22 protein-coding genes are annotated in these 19,120 nt (G+C 72.3%); 2 read left to right on the forward strand and 20 right to left on the reverse strand.

Annotation, left to right across the window (positions count from 1 at the left end; genetic code table 11):
• Nucleotides 1-151 precede the first annotated feature (151 nt).
• Both BMY04_RS18025 and BMY04_RS18030 read left to right on the forward strand, forming a co-directional pair.
• Nucleotides 152-1,996 carry an amino acid permease gene (locus tag BMY04_RS18025; protein WP_091184525.1) on the forward strand — a complete coding sequence of 615 codons (1,845 nt, stop codon included), beginning with the start codon at nt 152-154 and terminating at the stop codon, nt 1,994-1,996.
• 25 nt (nt 1,997-2,021) lie between these two features.
• Complete coding sequence (locus BMY04_RS18030) at nt 2,022-2,885, forward strand: universal stress protein (protein ID WP_091184529.1); 864 nt, start codon at nt 2,022-2,024, stop codon at nt 2,883-2,885.
• A gap of 153 nt (nt 2,886-3,038) precedes the next feature.
• Here BMY04_RS18030 and BMY04_RS18035 read toward each other — a convergent pair whose 3' ends face one another.
• From BMY04_RS18035 to rplX, 20 genes are all read right to left on the reverse strand, one after another.
• Nucleotides 3,039-4,073, reverse strand: coding sequence for a proline dehydrogenase family protein (locus BMY04_RS18035; protein WP_232506485.1), 1,035 nt, complete (start codon nt 4,071-4,073; stop codon nt 3,039-3,041).
• Nucleotide 4,074: 1 nt separating this feature from the next.
• Nucleotides 4,075-5,715: an L-glutamate gamma-semialdehyde dehydrogenase gene (gene pruA, locus BMY04_RS18040; protein WP_091185051.1), complete on the reverse strand. Its 1,641-nt coding sequence runs from the start codon at nt 5,713-5,715 to the stop codon at nt 4,075-4,077.
• Between the two features lie 133 nt (nt 5,716-5,848).
• The gene (locus BMY04_RS18045) at nt 5,849-7,009 is read right to left on the reverse strand and encodes an amidohydrolase family protein (protein ID WP_091185057.1); all 1,161 of its coding nucleotides are present in this window, start codon (nt 7,007-7,009) and stop codon (nt 5,849-5,851) included.
• Nucleotides 7,006-8,331: a type I glutamate--ammonia ligase gene (locus BMY04_RS18050; protein WP_091184532.1), complete on the reverse strand. Its 1,326-nt coding sequence runs from the start codon at nt 8,329-8,331 to the stop codon at nt 7,006-7,008. Before BMY04_RS18050 ends, BMY04_RS18045 begins: the two co-directional genes overlap by 4 nt.
• 37 nt (nt 8,332-8,368) lie before the next feature.
• Nucleotides 8,369-9,244 (reverse strand): GTP-binding protein LepA, encoded by an 876-nt coding sequence (locus BMY04_RS18055; RefSeq protein ID WP_091184536.1) that lies wholly within the window; start codon nt 9,242-9,244, stop codon nt 8,369-8,371.
• A gap of 134 nt (nt 9,245-9,378) precedes the next feature.
• Nucleotides 9,379-9,753 (reverse strand): DUF1707 SHOCT-like domain-containing protein, encoded by a 375-nt coding sequence (locus BMY04_RS18060; RefSeq protein WP_091184540.1) that lies wholly within the window; start codon nt 9,751-9,753, stop codon nt 9,379-9,381.
• A 9-nt stretch (nt 9,754-9,762) separates the two neighbouring features.
• Nucleotides 9,763-10,812: a sigma-70 family RNA polymerase sigma factor gene (locus BMY04_RS18065; RefSeq protein WP_091184544.1), complete on the reverse strand. Its 1,050-nt coding sequence runs from the start codon at nt 10,810-10,812 to the stop codon at nt 9,763-9,765.
• Nucleotides 10,813-10,861: 49 nt separating this feature from the next.
• Complete coding sequence (map, locus tag BMY04_RS18070; RefSeq protein ID WP_091184548.1) at nt 10,862-11,716, reverse strand: type I methionyl aminopeptidase; 855 nt, start codon at nt 11,714-11,716, stop codon at nt 10,862-10,864.
• 22 nt (nt 11,717-11,738) lie between these two features.
• A complete protein-coding gene (locus BMY04_RS18075; protein ID WP_198410254.1) occupies nt 11,739-12,335 on the reverse strand; it encodes an adenylate kinase in 597 nt (198 codons plus the stop codon).
• Complete coding sequence (secY, locus tag BMY04_RS18080) at nt 12,335-13,642, reverse strand: preprotein translocase subunit SecY (RefSeq protein ID WP_091184551.1); 1,308 nt, start codon at nt 13,640-13,642, stop codon at nt 12,335-12,337. Before secY ends, BMY04_RS18075 begins: the two co-directional genes overlap by 1 nt.
• A gap of 359 nt (nt 13,643-14,001) precedes the next feature.
• Nucleotides 14,002-14,994 carry a YncE family protein gene (locus BMY04_RS18085; protein ID WP_232506486.1) on the reverse strand — a complete coding sequence of 331 codons (993 nt, stop codon included), beginning with the start codon at nt 14,992-14,994 and terminating at the stop codon, nt 14,002-14,004.
• 208 nt (nt 14,995-15,202) lie between these two features.
• The gene (rplO, locus tag BMY04_RS18090) at nt 15,203-15,646 is read right to left on the reverse strand and encodes a 50S ribosomal protein L15 (protein WP_091184555.1); all 444 of its coding nucleotides are present in this window, start codon (nt 15,644-15,646) and stop codon (nt 15,203-15,205) included.
• A 1-nt stretch (nt 15,647) separates the two neighbouring features.
• On the reverse strand, nt 15,648-15,830 hold the full coding sequence (gene rpmD, locus BMY04_RS18095) for a 50S ribosomal protein L30 (protein ID WP_091184558.1): 183 nt from the start codon (nt 15,828-15,830) through the stop codon (nt 15,648-15,650).
• A complete protein-coding gene (gene rpsE / locus BMY04_RS18100) occupies nt 15,827-16,432 on the reverse strand; it encodes a 30S ribosomal protein S5 (protein ID WP_091184560.1) in 606 nt (201 codons plus the stop codon). The genes rpmD and rpsE overlap by 4 nt, the downstream gene beginning before the upstream one ends.
• Before the next feature lie 39 nt (nt 16,433-16,471).
• Nucleotides 16,472-16,855 (reverse strand): 50S ribosomal protein L18, encoded by a 384-nt coding sequence (gene rplR, locus BMY04_RS18105; protein ID WP_091184563.1) that lies wholly within the window; start codon nt 16,853-16,855, stop codon nt 16,472-16,474.
• Nucleotides 16,855-17,397 carry a 50S ribosomal protein L6 gene (gene rplF / locus BMY04_RS18110; protein ID WP_091184567.1) on the reverse strand — a complete coding sequence of 181 codons (543 nt, stop codon included), beginning with the start codon at nt 17,395-17,397 and terminating at the stop codon, nt 16,855-16,857. Before rplF ends, rplR begins: the two co-directional genes overlap by 1 nt.
• Before the next feature lie 30 nt (nt 17,398-17,427).
• The gene (rpsH, locus tag BMY04_RS18115) at nt 17,428-17,835 is read right to left on the reverse strand and encodes a 30S ribosomal protein S8 (RefSeq protein WP_091184570.1); all 408 of its coding nucleotides are present in this window, start codon (nt 17,833-17,835) and stop codon (nt 17,428-17,430) included.
• Between the two features lie 85 nt (nt 17,836-17,920).
• A complete protein-coding gene (locus BMY04_RS18120) occupies nt 17,921-18,106 on the reverse strand; it encodes a type Z 30S ribosomal protein S14 (protein WP_091184572.1) in 186 nt (61 codons plus the stop codon).
• 12 nt (nt 18,107-18,118) lie between these two features.
• The gene (gene rplE / locus BMY04_RS18125) at nt 18,119-18,709 is read right to left on the reverse strand and encodes a 50S ribosomal protein L5 (RefSeq protein ID WP_091184576.1); all 591 of its coding nucleotides are present in this window, start codon (nt 18,707-18,709) and stop codon (nt 18,119-18,121) included.
• Nucleotides 18,709-19,119: a 50S ribosomal protein L24 gene (gene rplX / locus BMY04_RS18130; RefSeq protein ID WP_091184579.1), complete on the reverse strand. Its 411-nt coding sequence runs from the start codon at nt 19,117-19,119 to the stop codon at nt 18,709-18,711. The genes rplE and rplX overlap by 1 nt, the downstream gene beginning before the upstream one ends.
• Between the last annotated feature and the right edge of the window lies 1 nt (nt 19,120).

A 19,120-nucleotide genomic window follows, 5' to 3' on the forward strand; every position in this document is an offset into this window, starting at 1 on the left:
GTGAGTCCATTCCTCGTACGGTCCGGCCCCACCTGTTGCCCTTCCTACGCCCGGCGTGGGATGAAGGAGGAGGCCGGCGCCAGAAGGGTGCCGACCGAGCGCGTCCCCGTCCCTGCGGCTCGGCGAGCCGCCCGACCCCGAAGAGGTCGCCATGCAGGCAGCGCCGGTGGAGCTGAAGAAGGGCCTCAAGCAGAGGCACCTGACCATGATCGCGATGGGTGGGGTGATCGGGGCCGGACTGTTCGTCGGGTCGGGCACGGTCATCTCCGAGGCGGGGCCCGCGGCCTTCCTCAGCTACGCCATCACCGGCGTGCTGATCATCCTGGTGATGCGGATGCTCGGCGAGATGGCGACGGCGAACCCCTCGACGGGGTCGTTCGCCGACTACGCGCGCCAGGCGATCGGCGGCTGGGCGGGCTTCAGCGTCGGCTGGCTCTACTGGTACTTCTGGGTCATCGTCATCGGCTTCGAGGCGGTCGCCGGCGCCAAGGTCATCCAGTACTGGCTCCCCGGCGTCCCGCTCTGGCTCATGTCGCTGGTCCTCATGACGCTGATGACGGCGACCAACCTGTTCTCGGTCGGCTCGTTCGGGGAGTTCGAGTTCTGGTTCGCCGGCATCAAGGTCGCGGCCATCGTCGTCTTCCTGGTGCTCGGCGGCCTGTTCGTCTTCGGCGCCTGGCCCGGCAAAGACCTCGACTTCAGCAACCTCACCGCCCACGACGGCTTCCTGCCGCTCGGGGCCGGCGCGATCTTCTCCGCCATCGTGGTCGTCATCTTCTCGATGGTCGGGGCCGAGGTCGCGACCATCGCCGCCGCCGAGTCGCCCGACCCCGGCAAGTCGATCGCCCGGGCGACGAACTCGGTCATCCTGCGCATCGCGATCTTCTTCGTCGGCTCGATCTTCCTGCTCGCGGTGATCCTGCCCTGGAACGACGCCGGCCTGGCCGCCTCGCCCTACGTCGCCGCGTTCAAGGTGATGGGGATCCCGTACGCGGACCACATCATGAACGCCGTCGTGCTCACGGCGGTCCTGTCGTGCCTGAACTCGGGGCTCTACACGTCGTCGCGGATGCTCTTCGTGCTCGCCGCGCGCCGCGAGGCCCCGACCGCGCTCATGGAGGTGACCGGGCGCGGCGTCCCGCGCAACGCGATCCTCGCCTCGACCGTCGTCGGCTTCCTCTGCGTCATCGCCGCGGCGGTGTCGCCGGACACGGTCTTCCTGTTCCTGCTGAACTCCTCCGGCGCGGTCATCCTCTTCGTCTACCTGCTGATCGCGATCTCCCAGATCGTCCTGCGCCGCCGGAGCGGCTCGGAGGGGCTGACGGTGAAGATGTGGCTCTTCCCGGTGCTGTCGATCGTCGTGGTCGTGGCGATCCTCGCCGTCCTCGTGCAGATGGGGGTGAACGAGAAGGTGCGGCCGCAGCTCGTGCTGAGCCTGCTGGCGTGGGCGGTCGTGGTCGTCCTCTACTTCCTGTCCAAGAAGCTCCAGGGCCGGGCCCCCGGGGAGCAGCAGGGGCGGGCCGGTGCGCCGACGCCGGACGCGCCCGCCACGCGCGTGCTCGTCCTCGCCAACGAGACCGTCAACGGCGCCGAGCTGCTCGACGAGCTGCGCCGGATCGACCACGAGCGCCAGGCCCGGTACTTCGTCTGCGTGCCGGCGAACCCGATCGACACCGGTCAGGCGATGCACGAGGGCGCGGCCTTCGTGTGGGACGCGACGACGGCGGCGGCGCAGCGCCGGCTCGACCGGACGCTGGAGATCCTGCGCGGCGAGGGCCTGGAGGCCGACGGCTCGCTCGGGAACTACCGGCCGCTGCGGGCCCTGGCCGAGGCCGTCGAGTCCTTCCACCCCGACCGCCTGGTGGTCTGCACGTTGCCCGAGGACCAGTCGGCGTGGCTGCGCTTCGACGTCGTCGAGCGCGCCCGGGAGCAGCACCACCTGCCGGTCACCCACGTGGTGGTGACGCCGCAGCCCGCGGTGGCCGGCTCCCGATGAGGGCGCTGAGCGCGGCGGGCCGGCCGTGACCGTCGTCGTCGGCCTCGCCCCCGGCGAGCGCGACGACGCCGGGCTGCACCTCGGCGCGCTGCTCGCCCGCTCGACGGCGGACGACCTCTGCGTGGCCGTCGTGGTGCCGACGCCGTGGCCGCCGAACCCCTACCGCGCCGACCTCGAGTTCCAGCAGGTGCAGGAGCGCGAGGCGCAGGGTGCCCTGGAGTCGGCGGCCGCCGTCGTCGGGCCCGGCCTCGCCGCACGGTTCCGGCTCCACCGGGCCCGGTCGGTGTCCTCGGGCCTGCTCGAGGTCGTCGAGCAGGAGTCGGCGACCTCGGTCGTGCTCGGGTCGGCGACCTCGGGCGGCCTGGGCCGCGTCAGCCTCGGCGGGGTGGCCGAGCGCGTCCTGCACAGCTCGGCGGTCCCCCTCTCGCTCGCACCGCGCGGGTTCGTGGCGCCTCCGGCCGCACGGCTGGACCGCATCACGGTCGGCTTCGGGCGTGCCGACGCCGAGAGCGACCTCCTGCCCGCCGCGGCAGCCGTCGCCGACCGGGTGGGAGCGGCCTTCCGGGTGGCGTGCTTCGCCGTACGGCCCGAGGTCGGCATCAGCGTCGAGGCCGGGGCCGAGTCGGTGGTGCTCGAGGAGTGGCGCCACGCCGTGCAGGCCGACGTCGACCGCGCGGCCGGGCGCTCCGTGGAGGTCGCCGTCGGGCAGGGGCCGACCTGGACCGACGCGATCGCCGACGTCGGCTGGTCGTCGACCGAGGTCCTGGCCGTCGGCGCCAACAGCTCGGCGGTCAGCCGGTTCTTCCTCGGCTCCCACGCCTCCAAGATCGTGCGGAGCGCGCCGGTCCCGGTGACCCTCGTCCCGCGCCGGCGCGCGGAGGCGGCCTGAGCCGCGGACACCCCCTGAGCCAGCAACGCCCCCTGAGCCGCCGAAGGGCCTCGACGAGGTGGGCGTCCAGAACGCCGACCACTGCGTGGCCCTTCGACGAGTCCAGGGAGCGTCCCGGCGTGCTCTCCGGCCGGCTCAGCGAACAGGCAGTGCTCAGTGCGAGCGGCTGGGCACCAGCGAGCGCAGGAAGAACAGCAGGTTCGCCGGGCGCTCCGCGAGGCGGCGCATGAAGTAGCCGTACCACTCGTCGCCGTACGGGGTGTAGACGCGGACGGTGTGCCCGTCGGCGGCCAGGCGGCGCTGCTCGTCGTCGCGGATGCCGTAGAGCATCTGGAACTCGTAGGAGTCGTCGGCCCGGCCCGTCCGGCGGGCGAGGTCGTGCGCGGCGTCGATCATCGCCGGGTCGTGCGAGGCGACCATCGGGTAGCCGTCGCCGGTGAAGAGGACCTCCAGGCACCGACGGTAGGAGTCGTCCACCTCCTCGCTGCGCTGGAAGGCCACGTCGGCCGGCTCGGCGTACGCGCCCTTGCACAGGCGGATCCGCGAACCCTCGCCGGCGAGCGTGCGGCAGTCGTCCTCGGTGCGGCGCAGGTAGGCCTGCAGCACCGTCGCCACGCTCGGGTGGTCGGCGCGGAGCTCGCGCACGATCGACAGGGTCGAGTCCGTCGTCGTGTGGTCCTCGGCGTCGACGTTCACCCAGGCGCCGACGGCCTCGGCGGCGGAGCAGATGCGCCGGGCGTTGGCGAGGGCGACGGCGTGGCCGTCCTGCGGCAGGAACTGCCCGAGGGCTGACAGCTTGAGCGACACCTCGAGCGCCGGCACGGGCAGGCCGGCCGGGACGTCCAGGCGGCCGAACGCCGCGAGCAGCGCGAGGTAGGCCTGCACCGTCGCCTCCGCCTGCGCGGGGTCGGAGGTGTCCTCGCCGAGGTGGTCGATGCTGATGGCCCGGCCCGACGCGAGGATGTCGCGCGTCGCGTCGACGACCGCGTCCTGGCCCTCGCCGGGGACGTAGCGCCGCACCACGGAGCGGGTCACGGGCAGCGCCGTCACGACGCGACGCAGCAGCGTCGAGCGCCCGGCCGCGAGCAGCAGCGGGCGCAGCGGGTTGCCCAGGGCCGGGACCCGGTCACGCAGGCGCGAGAGGGCACCGCTGCTCGGGTTCAGCCCGGCGGCCGTGGAGGACACCACGTCAGGACTCCTTCGCCTGGTGCGGGTAGCGGGGGCTGCGCGGCGGGACGAAGGTCTCCTTCATCGAGCGCGCGGAGGTCCAGCGCAGCAGGTTCTGCGCCGAGCCGGCCTTGTCGTTGGTGCCCGACGCGCGGCCGCCGCCGAAGGGCTGCTGACCGACGACGGCACCGGTCGGCTTGTCGTTGACGTAGAAGTTGCCGGCCGCGAAGCGCAGGCCCTCGCTCGCCTCGGCGACCGCGGTCCGGTCGGTGGCGACGACCGCGCCGGTGAGCGCGTACGGCGTGCCCGTGTCGATGACGCGCATGACGTCGGCGAAGGCGGTCGGGCCGTCCTCGTAGACGTGCACCGACAGGATCGGGCCGAAGTACTCGTCGCAGAAGGCGGCGTCGGTCGGGTCCTCGCCGAGCAGCACGGTCGGCTCGACGAAGAAGCCCTCGGAGTCGTCGGTCCCGCCGCCCGCCGCGACGGTGATGCCGGCGGTGGCGCGGGCCCGCTCGATGGCGGCCTTGTTCTTGTCGAACGAGCGCTGGTCGATGACCGCACCGCCGAAGTTCGACAGGTCGGTCACGTCGCCGTAGCGCAGGGCCTTGACCTGGTCGAGGAAGTCGTCGCCCATGCGCGACCACACCGAGCGCGGGACGAAGGCGCGCGAGGCGGCCGAGCACTTCTGGCCCTGGTAGTCGAAGGCGCCGCGGATCAGCGCGGTGGTGAGCACCTCGGGGTCGGCCGAGGCGTGCGCGAGGACGAAGTCCTTGCCGCCGGTCTCGCCCACCAGCCGCGGGTACGACGCGTAGCGGTCGATGTTCTGCCCGACCTCGCGCCACAGCCACTGGAAGGTCTTGGTGCTGCCGGTGAAGTGGATGCCGGCCAGCCGGCGGTCGGCCAGCGCGACCTCGGAGACGACCTTGCCGTCACCGAGGACGAGGTTGATGACACCGGCGGGCAGCCCGGCCTCCTCGAGCAGCTGCAGGGTGAGGTACGCCGAGAGCGCCTGGGTCGGCGACGGCTTCCACACCACGACGTTGCCCATCAGCGCCGGCGCGGTCGGCAGGTTGCCGGCGATGGCGGTGAAGTTGAAGGGCGTGATGGCGTAGACGAAGCCCTCGAGCGGGCGGTGGTCGACCCGGTTCCAGACGCCGGCGCCCGACACGGGCTGCTCGGCGAGGATCTGGCGGCCGAAGCCGACGTTGAAGCGCCAGAAGTCGATGAGCTCGCACGGGGTGTCGATCTCGGCCTGGTAGGCCGTCTTCGACTGACCGAGCATGGTGGCCGCCGCCAGCGTCTCCCGCCAGGGGCCCCACAGCAGGTCGGCGGCCCGGAGGAACACCGCCGCGCGGTCGTCGTAGGACAGCGCGCGCCAGCCGGGCGCCGCGGCCTGCGAGGCCTCGATCGCGGCGGCCACGTCGGCGTGGGTGCTGCTGGCGTAGCGCCCGAGCACGGCGCTGTGGCGGTGCGGCTGCACGACCTCGTACGCGTCGCCGGACGCCGGCTTGTGCTCGCCGCCGACGACCTGGCTGATCTCGGTGACCTCACCGCCGATCCGGCTCAGCGCCTCGGTCAGGCGGGCCCGCTCGGGGCTGCCCGGGGCGTAGTCGTGCACCGGCTCGTTGACCGGGGCCGGCACCTGGGTGATCGCGTCCACGTCGCTCCTCGACCTCTCGACGACGCCGGTCACGCTGGTCGGGCCGGCACTGACCATTCCATCGTCTCGCGCCCCCGAAGTCACCCGACAGGGGTCGCAGGGCCCGCGGACGGGTTTCGACTTCTGTCGAAGATCAGAGGTCGACGCCCAGGTAGACGCGGCGGGCGTTGTCCCGGCCGACCATCGAGGCGACCCGGACCGCGTCGTCGAGCGACCACTCCCCCGACGAGACCCAGCCGCCCGCGACCGTGGCGAAGGCGTTGCGCCACAGCCGGGCGCCGAGGAGGTGGAGCTCCGCCGGCCCCGCCGCGTCGGAGGAGTAGAGGACCTTGCCGAAGGGCGCGAGCTCGAGGGACCGGGCGACCGCGCCGACCCCGCGGGCTCCGAGGAAGTGCGTGGTCAGCCCGACGTCGAGGTGCACCTCGGCGAACGCCTGCGCGAGGTAGCCGGCCGCGCGCTCGTAGGGGTAGCAGTGCAGCAGCATCACCGGGACGCCCCGGACCTCCGGGCGGCGCAGCAGGGGCGTGAGGAGCAGCGGGTCGACCGCGGCGAGGTCGAGGTCACGGTCCCCGAAGCCGACGTGCAGCTGGAGCGGGCGTCGCGTGCGCAGCGCCGCGTACAGGCCGGACACGATGAGCGTGGGGTCGTCGAGCCGCGGCGCACGGCCGTCGCGCACGCCGTCGGCCCACCGGCGGGCCGCCTCCGCCACGGCGCGGGGCGCCGGTGGGTCCAGGTCGACCCCGAAGCCGCAGCGGTAGGCGATCACGGACTTGAAGCCGACGCTCGTCGCGGCCGTCTCCTCGACGTGCGCGGCGAACGTCTCGGCGAGGTCGCCGGGGTCGTCGAGGGTCGGCAGCAGCCGCTCGGCCAGGGTCTCGAGCCGGGCGACCTCGTACGCGGTCCCGCCGCCCAGCGCGGCCAGCCCGTCCGGGCTCGTCAGGCCGGTGCTCCAGCCGGTGTCGACGAACCACGCGTCCACGCCCGCCGCCCCCAGCAGCCGGCGGGCGACCTCGGGCTCGCCGAGCTCGGCGCGCCGGGCGGTGTACGCGGCCACGGACGCGTGCGGCTCGAGGTCGAGCAACGGTGCGCACCAGCGACGGACCGCGAACCCGAGCTGGGTGTCCCAGGCGGTGGCCGGGTCGGCCAGCGGTTCGGTGTCGGCCTCGTTGAGCGCGTTCGCCAGCGCCACGGGGTCGCCGTCCTCGGCCCACGTCCCGTGCACGTGGTGGTCGACGAGGGCGACCTGCTCGACGTGCTCGGTCAGCGCCCGGAGCGCCCGGTCGTCGGCGGTCATGCCGACCACGCCAGCCGCAGCCGCGCGGCCACGTCCTCGACCGCGAGGCCGGCGAACGTCCGCCGCTCGAGGCGGTGCACCGCGACCGTCGCGTCGACCACCGCGTCACCGAGGAGCCGGCGCACCAGCGCCGAGTCGTCGAGGGCGTCGAGGACGACGTCGAGGTCGGTCGGCAGGACCTCCAGGCCCGCGGCCGCACGCCCGGCCTCCGGCACCGTGCTCGGGTCGTCGACGACCTCGGCCGGCAGGTCCGCCCCGCGCTCCACGCCGTCCAGGGCGAGCGCGAGCAGCACCGCCGAGGCGAGGTAGACGCAGGCGGACGGGTCGATGATCTTGACCTCGACGTTCGCCCCGTGCGGGTTGCCCGCGCGGGCCTCGAGGTAGCGCACGGCGGCCTCGCGGTTCTCGGTCCCCCAGCAGCGGAACGCCCCGGACCAGCCGCCCGGCGCGAGCCGTGACCCCGACAGCACCGACCCGCCGAGGAGCCCCTGCGCCTCCGGCAGCCCGGCGACCAGCGCCCCGATCACCGACCCGCCCTCGGCGGTCAGCCCGTGCGGCCCGGTGCCGCCGGACAGCAGCGGGACCCCGTCGCGGGTCAGGGACAGGTGCTGGTGCGCGCCGCTGCCGACCGAGCCCGGGAACGGGGTCGGCGAGAAGGAGGCGCGGACCCCGTGGCGGCGGGTGACCTGCCCGATCACGACACGGGCGAGCACGACGGAGTCGGCCGCACGCACCGGGTCGGCCGGCGGCAGCGACAGCTCGAGCTGCTGGCGGCCGTACTCGGCGTGGACCTGCTCGGGCGGCACGCCGGCCCGCGTCAGGGCGCTCACCAGGTCGTCGACGAGCGCGGCGTGGTCGAGCAGCCCCGTCGCCCCGTACGGGACCCACGAGCCCGTCTCGAGCGCCGAGCCGTCGGGCTGGACGAGGACGAGCTCGAGCTCGTGACCCACCCGGGCCTCCAGCCCGGCGGCGGCCAGCCGGTCGGTGACCCTGCGCAGGGTGGTCCGCGGGCAGCTCGGCGCCGGCGACCCGTCCTGCGTGACCAGGTCGAGCGGTCCCCAGGCCAGCCCGCCGTCGAGCAGGGCCAGCGCCTCGGGGTCGACGCGGAGGCGGCGGTCGCCGACGGCGGTGATGGAGTCGGTGAAGGCGATGGCGCCGTCGGCGGTGTAGACGTCCCAGACGGGCGCCGCGCCCACGCCCGAGGTGGCGAAGGCGTCCAGGCGGCCCAGCGGCACGATCTTGGCCAGCACCAGGCCCCCGGCGTTCACCATGGTGCCGAGGACGGTGCGGACGCCCGCCGCCTCCAGGTCGCTGTCGATCATGGGCCGCAGCCTAGGGCTGCGGCGTGACGGGCTCGTGTCAGGCCGTGGCGGGCCCGAAGCCGCGCTCGCGGTACAGGTCGACGCTCTCGCGCAGGGCCTTGAGGATGTACGGCGGGAAGGGCATGCCCTGCCGGTGGGCCCACAGCAGCCGCTGCTCCACGCGGCCGATCTCGCGGGCGTACCCCTCGAGGTCGGCGTCGATGCCGAGGTCGTGCGCGACCCGGCCCATCGCGGCCTTGTGGTCGGGACGGCCGTTGGTGCCGACGAGCCCGTAGCTGCGCTCGCGCAGCACCCGGGCGAGGAACAGCTGCCACGGCTTGAGGACCCGGTCGCTGACCATCGCCGAGGCGGACATGTTGTAGAAGGCGAAGTGGCCCGGTTCCTGCTGCTTGATCGGGTTGATGATCGTCTCGGCGATGGCCGTCTCGCCCATCTCCTTCAGCCCGGCGCTGATCTGGTTGTACGCCAGCACGGCCTGCCGCTCGGTGCTCGCCCCGGTCAGGAAGTACATGAGCTTGGCGACCTCCTGGATGGGCTTGAGGTTCGCCAGCGCACCCAGGATCTTGATCTTGAACGACACGTCCATGTGCGGGGCGGCCGGCTCGCGGCCGAGGTCGGTCTGCAGCCGGTCCAGGATCAGGCCGTGCTGGATCTCCTGCGGCTGCCAGACGTCGGAGTAGAAGATCTTGTTGGTGTCGTCGACGTCGGGGAGCAGCACCAGCAGCTCGAGCACGTTGCGGTCGACCTCGAGCTCGACGCGCGCCAGGTAGTCGATGGTGTGGCCGAAGCGGGCCTTCACGGCCTCGGCGTCGTGGATGGTGCGGTCGACGGAGTCGAGCGGGATCGGCGGGTGCTTCTCGCCGAGCCGCTGCACGTGCTCCGCGATCTTCGCGTGCGAGTCCTGCCTGGCCACGGCCGAATCTTAGTGGGCGCGACCGTTCCCGCATCCCACGTCGGTCAAACAGTGACCCGTCGCACGGGAAGGTCCAGGGGTGTGCCCGGACCGGCGTCAGGGCCTCGTCCGGGTGAACCTGGCGTCGAAGCGGTTCAGACGAGGCCGAAGAGCACCAGGAACAGGATCGCCAGGACCACGACGACGCCGGTCACCCCGACGACGACGCCCAGCGACACCCCGCGGGCGTCACGCGCCGGCGACAGCTCGCCCGGTGCGCCACCGCCGCTGGGGACCAGGGCGGGGCTGTCGTAGGTCGCCGCCGGCGGCAGCCCGTCGACGACGGGGACGAGCTGACCGAGCGTGATCGCGCCGAACAGGGTGTCGAGGCGGGCCTGGTAGTCGTCGGCGTCCAAGCGCCCGTCGGTGTACGCCTGGTTGAGCCGCGCGTTCAGCTGCTCGCGCTCGGTGTCGGTCACCGGCGCGTCGGGCCGGCTCCGGTACGGCGACGAGATCGGCAGCTCGGACACGCCCTCAGGCTACTGCGAGCAGGATCCCCCACCGGTGGCGAGCAGGGCCTCCGCCCGCGCCCGGTGCTCCGCGGGGAGCTCCTCGGGCAGGCCGAACCGGGCGAAGAGGCCCGGGTCGAAGAACACCGACACGTGCGTCACGCCGTCGACCCCCACCGTGGGGACCTGCAGCTGGAAGGCCCGGTGCACCCCGTCGGACGGGTCGCGCATGTAGAGCGCGAACGCGGGTCCCCCGTTGGCCGAGGTCTCGACGAGGATCTGGTCGCCGGCCTGCTCGGCCGGGCAGTTGCTCCTGATGAGGTCGCCGATGGCCTCCGCGCCGGCGTACCAGCCGGTGAAGGGCGGCATCTCCCACACCGCGTCCGCGCTGAGCAGCGCCACGATGCGGGGGATGTCGTAGCGCTCGAAGGCGTCGACGTACTGCGCCAGCAGGCTGCGCTTGCGGGCGTCGTCGAGCGTGCGCGCGCTGGCCCGCTCCTCCTCGGGGTCGAGCTTCGCCAGGTGGGCCCGTGCGCGCTGGAGGCTGCTGTTCACGGCCGCGACCGAGGTGTCGAGGAGCTCGGCGACCTCGCTGGCCTGCATGCCGAGCACGTCGAAGAGCACGACCGCCGCCCGCTGCGGCGGCGTGAGGTGCTGCAGGGCCGCCACGAAGGCGAGCCGCACGCCCTCCCGGTCGAGCGTCGCGGCCTCGGGGTCGTCGGGGCGCCCGCCCCAGACCACGGAGTCCGGGAGCGGCTCCAGCCAGGTGACCTCGGGTCGCGACTCGAGCGCGCCCCGCGGGTCGGCGGCGGGCTGGCCGAGACCGGTCGGCATCGGCCGGCGGGCCCGCCCGTCGAGCGCGGTGAGGCAGACGTTCGTCGCGATCTTGTACATCCAGGTGCGCAGCGAGGACCGGCCCTCGAACTTGCCGTACGAGCGCCAGGCCCGGATGTAGGTCTCCTGGACCAGGTCCTCGGCGTCGTGGACCGAGCCGAGCATGCGGTAGCAGTGCGCGGTCAGCTCGCCGCGGAGCGGCTCGACCGCTGCGGTGAAGACGTCGTCGTCCGTCGCCAGCGTCATGGCCCGAAACTACCGGGACCCACCGACAGTTCGCAGCCCCTCGGCGGGGTCAGAGCGGGGCGTAGGGCGCGCCGAGCGCGCCCAGCGCCGCCTCGCCGCCGTCGGCGGCCGTCAGCACCCAGAGCCCACCGGGCGTGACCGCGACCGTGTGCTCGAAGTGGCAGGCCAGGCTGCCGTCGTCGGTGACCGCGGTCCAGCCGTCGTCGAGCTCGTGCGTCTCCGGCGCGCCGAGGGTGAGCATCGGCTCAACCGCCAGGACCGTCCCGGGCACGACCCGGCCGCCGCGGCCGCGGAGCCGGGCCAGCGGGCCGGACGGCAACCGGTTGGGAACGTCGGGGTCCTCGTGCATGGCCGTCCCGATGCCGTGCCCGACGTAGTCGTCGACGATCCCGTACGACCCGGCCGCCCGGACGGCCTGCTCCACGGCGACCGCGACGTCGCCGATCCGCCCGCCCGGCCGCAGCGCCGCGATCCCGTGCCACAGCGCGGTCCGGGTCGTCTCGACCAGTCCCACGACGTCGGCCGGCGGTTCGTCCGCCCCGACCACCACGCTCACGGCGGCGTCGCCGTGCCAGCCGTCGACGATCGCGCCGCAGTCGACGGACAGCAGGTCGCCGTCCCGCAGCTCGCGCTCGCCCGGGATGCCGTGCACGACCTCCTCGCCGACGGAGAGGCAGAGCACGCCGGGGAAGCCGGGCCGGTCCTCGTCGGCGCCGTAGCCGAGGAAGGACGGGGAGGCGCCGGCCCCGGCGATGACCGCGGCGGCGACGGCGTCGAGCTCCCGGGTGGTCACGCCCGGGTGCACCTGCGCGACGACGGCCTCGAGGGCCTGCGCGACGACCAGGCCGGCGCGGCGCATCAGCCGGACCTCGTCGGCGGACTTCGGGCCGGGTCGGCCGCTCATCGCAGGCGCTGGGCGCGCGGGATCAGGACGCGCTGGTGGCCGGCGTGCTGCCGGCGTGGCGGTCGAGCGCGGAGAACAACCGCCGCGTGACCTCGTCGACCTCGCCGAGACCGTCGACCTCGACGAGCAGCCCGCGTTGCCGGTAGACCTCGAGCAGCGGTGCGGTCTGGTCGACGTAGACCTGCTGCCGCGTCCGGATGGCCTCGGGGCTGTCGTCGGCCCGGCCGTCGGTCGCGCTGCGCCGCGTCAGCCGGGCGACGAGCTCGTCGGGGTCGACCGCCAGGGACACGACGGCGTCGAGCTCGCAGTCGGCCTCCTTGAGGACGCCGTCGAGGAACGCCACCTGGTCCAGCGTCCGGGGGTAGCCGTCGAGCAGGAACCCGCCGGCGCAGTCGTCGGCGACGAGCCGGTCGGCCACGACCTGGTTGGTGACGTCGTCGGGCACGTACGCGCCGGACGCCATGATGTCCTGCACCTGCCGCGCGAGCGGGGTGTCGGAGTCGCGCATCGCCCGGAACATGTCGCCCGTGGAGATCGCCGGGATCTTGTAGTGCTCGCCGATGCGGCCGGCCTGCGTGCCCTTGCCGGCGCCGGGCGGCCCCATGATCAACAGGTGCATCAGCGGAGGAACCCTTCGTAGTTGCGTTGCTGCAGCTGCGACTCGATCTGCTTCACCGTGTCGAGGCCGACGCCGACGATGATGAGGATCGACGTACCGCCGAAGGGGAAGTTCTGGTTGGCGTTCAAGAAGATGAACGCGACCGACGGCAGCAGTGCGATCAGTCCGAGGTAGAGAGCACCCGGCAGGGTGAGACGCGACAGCACGAACGCGAGGTAGTTCTCGGTCGGCTTGCCGGCCCGGATGCCGGGGATGAAGCCGCCGTACTTCTTCATGTTGTCGGCGACCTCTTCGGGGTTGAAGGTGATCGCGACGTAGAAGTAGGCGAAGAACACGATCAGCACGAAGAACGTCACCATGTAGATCGGGTGGTCGCCCTTGACGAAGTGCCCCGAGATCCAGCTCGAGAAGCGGTCCTCCGGCCGGAACTGCGCGTAGAGCGCCGGCAGGTAGAGCAGCGAGCTGGCGAAGATGACCGGGATGACGCCGGCCTGGTTGACCTTGATGGGGATGTACGTCGTGGTGCCGCCGAACATCCGCCGCCCGACCATGCGCTTGGCGTACTGCACCGGGATCCGGCGCTGCGACTGCTCGACGAAGATGACGCCGACCATGACCAGCAGGCCGAGGGCGATGACGAGCAGGAAGACGACCCAGCCCTGCTGACCCGGGCGGGCCACCTTGAGGCTCCACAGGGCCGACGGGAAGGTGGCCGCGATCTGGGTGAAGATCAGGACCGACATGCCGTTGCCGACGCCGCGCTCGGTCACGAGCTCGCCGAGCCACATGATGACGCTGGTGCCGGCCGTCATCGTCAGGATCATGACGATGACCGGGAAGTAGCCCTTGTCGTAGACGATGCCGGTGCAGCCGGTGAAGAGCCGGTCGTTGACCGCCACCGTGACGAACGCCGTCGAGTTCAGCAGCGCGAGGACCAGGGTCAGGTACCGCGTGTACTGCGTGATCTTCGTCTGGCCGGACTGGCCCTCCTTCTTGAGGGCCTCCAGCCGCGGGATCACGACGGTGAGCAGCTGCAGGATGATGCTCGCCGTGATGTACGGCATGATCCCGAGCGCGAAGATGGCGAGCTGGAGCAGCGCCCCGCCCGAGAAGAGGTTGATCAGCGAGTAGAGACCCTGCTGGTCGCCGGACGTCGCCTGCCGCAGGCACAGGTTCACCTGGGCGGCGTTGACGTTGGGCGTCGGGATGATCGAGCCGAGCCGGAAGATGGCCAGGATCCCGAGCGTGAAGAGGATCTTCTTGCGCAGGTCCGGGGTCCGGAAGGCGTTGGCGAACGCGGAAAGCACTCCGGCCCTCCCTTTCAAGTCGCGAGCGTCCTGGCGAGGGTACGCGCGCCTCAGGACCGCCCGAGACTATCAAGCGATTGACCTGCTCCCCTCATCCTCGACGAGAGGACCTTTCGGACGCGCACGAGGCGCACCCATCAGCGGGGTGCGCCTCGTGGAGGGCTCGCCTCAGCGACGGCCCGCAGCCGGTCGGTGCGCCGGCGCCTGGACGACCGAGCGAGCAGGACACGTTCTTCTTCCTGCGAGCGAGGGAGGAAGGCGCCGGGTCAGAGCACCGACCGCGTCCGAGCGGAGCGAGGACAGAGGGAGCGTGCGCCGGGTCGGAGCACCGAACGCGTCCGGGCGGAGCGAGGACCGAGCTACGCCTTCACGCGGTTGATGCTGTACGCGAGCGTCGCCGGCTCACCGGTGGCGGTGAAGCGGGCGTTGGGGAGGTACAGGTACTTGCCCGCGCGGGCCACCGTGCTGGGCACGTCGAAGGCCGGGCTGGTGATGGTGCGCCGGAGCTCGCCCCGCGTGCCGGCCTGGTTCAGCACGACGACGGCGATCTTGTCGAGGCGGTTCTGGACCGCGTACAGCGTGCGGCCCTTGAGCAGCAGCCCGTCGCCGGCGGTGAGGGCGTACCCGCCGAGGTCGACGACCGTGGCGACGCCCGTCCTCGGGTCGACCCGGAACAGCTGCCCGGTGTCGGACTTGACGACCAGCAGCGCGGTGCCGTCGGGCGTGCGGACGATGCCGTTGGCGTTCGTCCCCGCGGTCTGCTTCCAGTCGCCGGTCAGGTCGACGGTCGTGACGCGCCGCGGGTGGCGGCGGTCGACCCGGTAGAGCTGCGGGCGCACGGAGTCGGTGAACCACACGTACCGGCCGGCGAGGACCTCGTCGTTGACGAACGACGGCTTCTCCGTGCTGACGTCCTGCGCGAGCGTGATGCTCGCGAGCACCTTCCCGGTACGGGTGTCGAGGACCCGGGCGTCCCCGGCTGCGCCGCCGGCCACCCAGAGGCGTCGGCCGTCGACCTTCAGCCCCAGCGACGGCGTGCCCGGGCCCTTGGACAGGACCCGGCCGTTCCCGGTGCGCAGGTCGGCGACGTAGATGTCGCCGGTGGCCCGCGAGCCGGAGTAGACCTTCGTGCCCTTGACGGCGATGCCCTCGGGCTGGAAGCCGATGGGCAGGGCGATGGAGGCCGGACCGGGAGCGCCGTGGTCGTGCTTCGGCTTCGCGGAGGCGGCGTCGGCCCCCACGAGCACCAGGCCGGCGCCCAGGCCGAGCGTGGTAAGCCCCACGACCGCGCGCCGGAGACCGGTGGCGAGGCGGGACGGGCGGCGTACGGAGGGGCGGGACGGCTCTGTCATGGCGTTCCTCGTGGTCGTGGGCCGGTGGTTGAGAAGTCAACGTCATCGGCCCCGCCAGGGGAAGACCTGGAGCGCTGAGAATCCGCTCAGGGCCCGCCCGTTCCGCGAGCACCCGTGGGCCCCCGGGGACACCGAAGGGCCGCCCGCAGGTACGCGGGCGGCCCTTCGGACCGGTTCCGGCCCCCGGGTCACGGGGTCCGGACGTTCGTCACAGCTGGGTGGTGCTCCCACCGGCAGCCGCGATCTTGTCCTTCGCGCTGCCGGAGAACGCGTGGGCGCTGACCTGCACGGGCACGCTGATCTCCCCGCTGCCGAGGACCTTGACGGGGTGCCCCGAGCGGACCGCCCCGGCGGCGACGAGCTCGTCGACGCCCACGGTGCCGCCCTGCGGGAACAGGCTGCCGAGCCGGTCCAGGTTCACGACCTGGTACTCGACGCGGAACGGGTTCTTGAACCCGCGCAGCTTGGGCAGCCGCATCTGGAGCGGCATCTGCCCGCCCTCGAAGTTGGCCGGGGTGCCCTTGCGAGCGCCCGTGCCCTTGGTGCCACGGCCGGCGGTCTTGCCGCCCTTGCCGCCCTCGCCTCGACCCACGCGGGTCTTGGCCGTCTTCGCGCCCGGGGCCGGGCGCAGGTGGTGGACCTTGAGAGCCATGTCAGCTCACCTCCTCGACGGTCACCAGGTGGGCGACCGTGCTGATCATGCCGCGGACCTCGGGCCGGTCCTCGCGGACCGAGGAGTCCCCGATCTTGCGCAGGCCGAGGGTCCGGAGCGTGTCGCGCTGGTTCTGCTTGCCGCCGACGCTGCTGCGGATCTGACGGACCAGGAGCTGCGTCACGACGTGGTCACCGCCTCGCGGGCCCGCAGGATCGCGGCGGGCGTGACCTGCTCGACGGACAGCCCACGACGACGGGCGACCTGCTCGGGCTGCTCGAGCCCCTGCAACGCCGCGACGGTCGCGTGGACCACGTTGATGGCGTTGGCCGAGCCGAGCGACTTGGCGAGCACGTCGTGCACGCCGGCGCACTCGAGCACCGCACGGGCCGAACCGCCCGCGATCACACCGGTACCGGGCGACGCCGGACGCAGCATGACCACACCGGCCGCCTTCTCACCCTGCACGGGGTGCGGGATGGTGCCCTGGATGCGCGGGACGGCGAAGAAGTGCTTCTTGGCCTCCTCGACACCCTTGGCGATCGCCGCGGGCACCTCCTTGGCCTTGCCGTAGCCGACACCCACGGTGCCGTCGCCGTCGCCCACCACGACCAGCGCGGTGAAGCTGAAGCGGCGACCACCCTTCACGACCTTCGCCACCCGGTTGATGGCGACGACGCGCTCGATGTAGTTGCTCTTCTCGGCAGGCCCACCGCGGCCGCCGTCACGGCCGCCGCCACGACGGTCGCCGCCCTGGCCGCCTCCGCGGCGCTGGGTTCCACTCATCTGACTTCCCTCTTCCTGATTCCTACGAAGCCGTGCCGGTCAGAAGCCGAGGCCGGCTTCGCGGGCGGCGTCGGCCAGGGCCGCGATCCGTCCGTGGTACTTGTTGCCGGCGCGGTCGAAGACGACCTGCTCGACACCAGCCGCCTTGGCGCGGGAGGCGACGAGTTCGCCGACCTGGCGCGCCTTGGCCGACTTGTCACCCTCGGTGCCCCGGAGGTCACCCTCCATCGTCGAGGCGTACGCCAGCGTGCGGCCGGCGACGTCGTCGATCACCTGGGCGGTGATGTGGCGGGCCGAACGGGTGACGACCAGCCGCGGGCGGTCGGGCGCACCGAAGATCTTCTTGCGACCCCGGACCTGACGACGCAGGCGTGAACGCGTCTTGGCCGCGGTGCCCTTGTGCTGCGACAGCGAGACAGCCATCACTTACCAGCCTTTCCGGCCTTCATGCGGACGTGCTCGCCCACGTAGCGCACGCCCTTGCCCTTGTAGGGCTCCGGCTTGCGCAGCTTGCGGATGTTCGCGGCGACCTCGCCCACCTGCTGCTTGTCGATGCCGATGACCGAGAAGCGGGTCGGCGCCTCGACGTTGAACGTGATGCCCTCGGGGGCGGTCACGTTCACGGGGTGGCTGTAGCCGAGCGCGAACTCGAGCTGCGTCGGACCCTTGGCCACGACGCGGTAGCCGACGCCGCGGATCTCGAGCTTCTTCTCGTAGCCGGCCGTCACGCCCTGGACCATGTTGGCCACCAGGGTGCGGGTCAGGCCGTGCAGCGAGCGGCTCACGCGCTCGTCGTCGGGGCGGCTCACCTCGAGCTCGCCGTTCTCGGCGCGCGCGATGGTGATGGGCTGGGCGACGACGTGGTTGAGGGTGCCCTTCGGGCCCTTCACCTCGACGTGCTGGCCGTCCAGGGTCACTTCGACGCCGGACGGGACGGGGACCGGCAGCCTGCCGATGCGGGACATCTCTTTACCTACTCTCCGTGGCTCGCCGGGTCACCAGACGTAGGCGACGACTTCGCCGCCGACGCCGCTGCGGTGGGCCTGACGGTCGGTCAGCAGCCCCTGGGAGGTCGAGATGATCGCGATCCCCAGGCCACCGAGAACCTTGGGCAGACCGGTGGACTTCGCGTACACGCGCAGGCCGGGCTTGGACACGCGCCGGACGCCGGCGATGGCCCGCTCCCGGTTGGTCCCGTACTTGAGCGTGATCGACAGCGTGCGGCCGACCTCGCCCTCGGCGGGCTCGTTGACCTCGTAGCCCGCGATGTAGCCCTCGGACGTGAGGATCTCGGCGATGCCGACCTTGATGGTGCTGCTGGGCATGGTCGCCGTGTCGTGGAACGCCTGCGAGGCGTTCCGGACGCGGGTCAGCATGTCCGCGATCGGGTCTGTCATGGTCATGGGTGCTGCTTCTTTCTCGCGCGGTTTCCCTCACCGAGGGACCTGCAGCGTGGGATCGGTGCCCGGGCCCGCTGAGGGGCCCTGGTCACCAGGAGGACTTGGTGATGCCGGGGAGCTCGCCCTTGTGCGACATGTCGCGGAAGCAGATCCGGCACAGGCCGAACTTGCGGTAGACCGCGCGCGGCCGGCCGCACTTCTGGCAACGGGTGTACGCGCGGACCGCGAACTTGGGCTTGCGGGCCTGCTTGACCTTGAGTGCTGTCTTCGCCATCTGTCTTGTTCCTCAGTTGGTCCGGAAGGGGAAGCCGAGGCCGCGCAGCAGGGCCCGGCCCTGCTCGTCGGTCGTGGCGGTCGTCACGAAGGTGATGTCCATGCCGCGCGTGCGGTCGATCCGGTCCGGGTCGATCTCGTGGAACATGACCTGCTCGTTGAGGCCGAAGGTGTAGTTCCCGTTGCCGTCGAACTGCTTCGGCGAGAGGCCGCGGAAGTCACGGATACGGGGCAGCGCGAGGCTGACCAGACGGTCCGCGAACTCCCACATGCGGTCGCCGCGCAGCGTGACGTGCGCACCGATCGGCATGCCCTCGCGCAGCTTGAACTGGGCGATGGACTTGCGGGCCCGGGTCACCTGCGGCTTCTGGCCGGTGATCGCGGCCAGGTCGCGGGTCGCCCCGTCGATCAGCTTCGAGTCACGGGCGGCGTCGCCGACACCCATGTTCACGACAACCTTGACCAGGCGCGGGATCTGCATGACGTTGGCGAAGCCGAACTCGGTGTTCAGCGCGGGCGCGATCTCGTCGCGGTAGCGCTGCTTGAGCCGGGGCACCGGACGAGCCGTGCGCTCCTGGGTCTCCTCGGCGGCGGTGGTGGTCATCAGATCTCCTCCCCGGTCACCCGGGCGATCCGCATGCTGCGGGTCGACTTGTACTCGCTGCCGTCGGGACGGCGCTTGGTCACCTCGACGCGCTCGTAGCCCACGCGGGTCACGACCTCGTCGCCGTCGCCGTTCTTGACGACCAGCTGCACGTTGGACGCGTGCACCGGCGCCTCGGAGGAGACGATGCCGCCCTTCGTGGTCTGGCGCGACTGCGGCTGGGCCGAGCTGTCCTTGAGGTGGCGCTTGACGATGTTCACGCCGGCGACGGTCACGGTGCCACGCTCGGGCTGGGTCGCGAGGACCTCACCGACCAGGCCCTTGTCCTTGCCGGCGATGACCTTGACGCGGTCACCCTTGCGCACGTGCAGCTTGACGCTCTTCGTCGGCTTGGTGGACGTCCGTGCCATG

This window comes from Microlunatus flavus, from assembly GCF_900110855.1.
GTDB lineage: Bacteria > Actinomycetota > Actinomycetes > Propionibacteriales > Propionibacteriaceae > Microlunatus > Microlunatus flavus.